Below are 1,242 nucleotides of genomic sequence, written 5' to 3'. Positions count from 1 at the left end.
CAGGGCCGACTGAAAGTCAGGCACAAGGGTCGTTGTGCGGCCAAGCTGGGCCTGGTTTTATCGGGACTGCTCTTGTCCTTTGGCCCATCTTGCTGCCAGTCCCGATCTGATCGCCTTCCTGCAGGCCTTGCCGGAGAGACGTAAGCGCCGAGGGGTCCGTTACCCCCAGTGGTTGCTGCTGTTGATGGCGATCCTGGGTATCCTCAGCGGCTGCCGCAGCGCCAGGGATCTGGAGCGTTTTGCCAAGCGGCATCACCAGGCGTTCGGCGCGGCGCTGGATCTGGAGTTGCCCAAGGCACCCTGCGACTCCACCTTCCTCTACCTGTTCGAGCGCGTGGAGCTGGAGGAGCTCTTTGGGTTGCTCAGGGACTGGATGCTCGCTCAGATCGCAGATCAGGACAAGGATTTCGACCAGCTGATCTGTGACGGCAAGACCCTGCGAGGCTCAGCTGCTCAGCCTGATGGCGCTGATGGGGCGACTCGGTTTGTCACCCAGGTCACGCTCTACGCCCGGGAGCTGGGCGTGGCGATCGCCCAGACCTCCTTCGATACCGGTGAATCCCACGAGCGAGCGGCTCTAAAAGCCCTGCTGAGCACGCTGGAACTTGAGGGTGTGCTGATCCAGGCGGATGCGCTCCACACCTCGCCAGCGTTTTTCAACTCGCCGCCGAGCAGGGCGCCGACTTGCTCCTGACGGTCAAAAACAACCAGCGCCGGCTTTACCAACAGATCGTCTCCCAGTTCCGCGGCCACCGGCATTTCCCTGTTGAAATCAGCGATGTCGAGGCCAGCCATGGCCGCCAGGTGCGCTGGCAGCTCAGAGCCCGCAATGCCACAGACACCATCCGTGAGCGCTGGGCGGGTGCCAGCTGGATCATCGAGCTGGTGAGCACCGGCCGGCGTGACGGCAAGCCGTTTCACCACGTCCACTTGTTCATCACCACCCTGCGCACCAGTCCAAAAGCGATGCTGCGGCTGGTGCGGCAGCGCTGGGCAATCGAAAACCAGTGGCACTGGCCCCGCGACACCCAGCTCGGCGAGGATGCGCACCGCTACACCCAACGCAACGGCGTACAGGTACTGGCCCTGCTGCGCACCTTGGCTCTCAACTTGTTGCGCTGCAACGGATTCCGATCGATCCGCGCTGGCCTGATGGCCGTGGCGCATGACATCAGCCGAATGCTTGGCTGGGTCGGCATCAGCCTGGCGGAGACGGGATGAATGTACTTTCAGTCAGCCCTG

The 1,242-nt window shown here is 63.0% G+C and carries 2 protein-coding genes; both read left to right on the top strand.

Annotated features, from left to right (window positions below):
* Window positions 1–79 precede the first annotated feature (79 nt).
* Window positions 80–694 (top strand): ISAs1 family transposase, encoded by a 615-nt coding sequence (locus CJZ82_RS19430; RefSeq protein WP_158218638.1) that lies wholly within the window; start codon window positions 80–82, stop codon window positions 692–694.
* Window positions 685–1,221: an ISAs1 family transposase gene (locus tag CJZ82_RS19425; RefSeq protein WP_094556991.1), complete on the top strand. Its 537-nt coding sequence runs from the start codon at window positions 685–687 to the stop codon at window positions 1,219–1,221. The genes CJZ82_RS19430 and CJZ82_RS19425 overlap by 10 nt, the downstream gene beginning before the upstream one ends.
* Window positions 1,222–1,242: the final 21 nt, after the last annotated feature.

The sequence above is a fragment of the Synechococcus sp. 1G10 genome, from assembly GCF_002252625.1.
GTDB lineage: Bacteria > Cyanobacteriota > Cyanobacteriia > PCC-6307 > Cyanobiaceae > Regnicoccus_A.
Note: the sequence above shows the minus strand (reverse complement) of the source record. Positions and strands in the feature narration are given on the sequence as shown.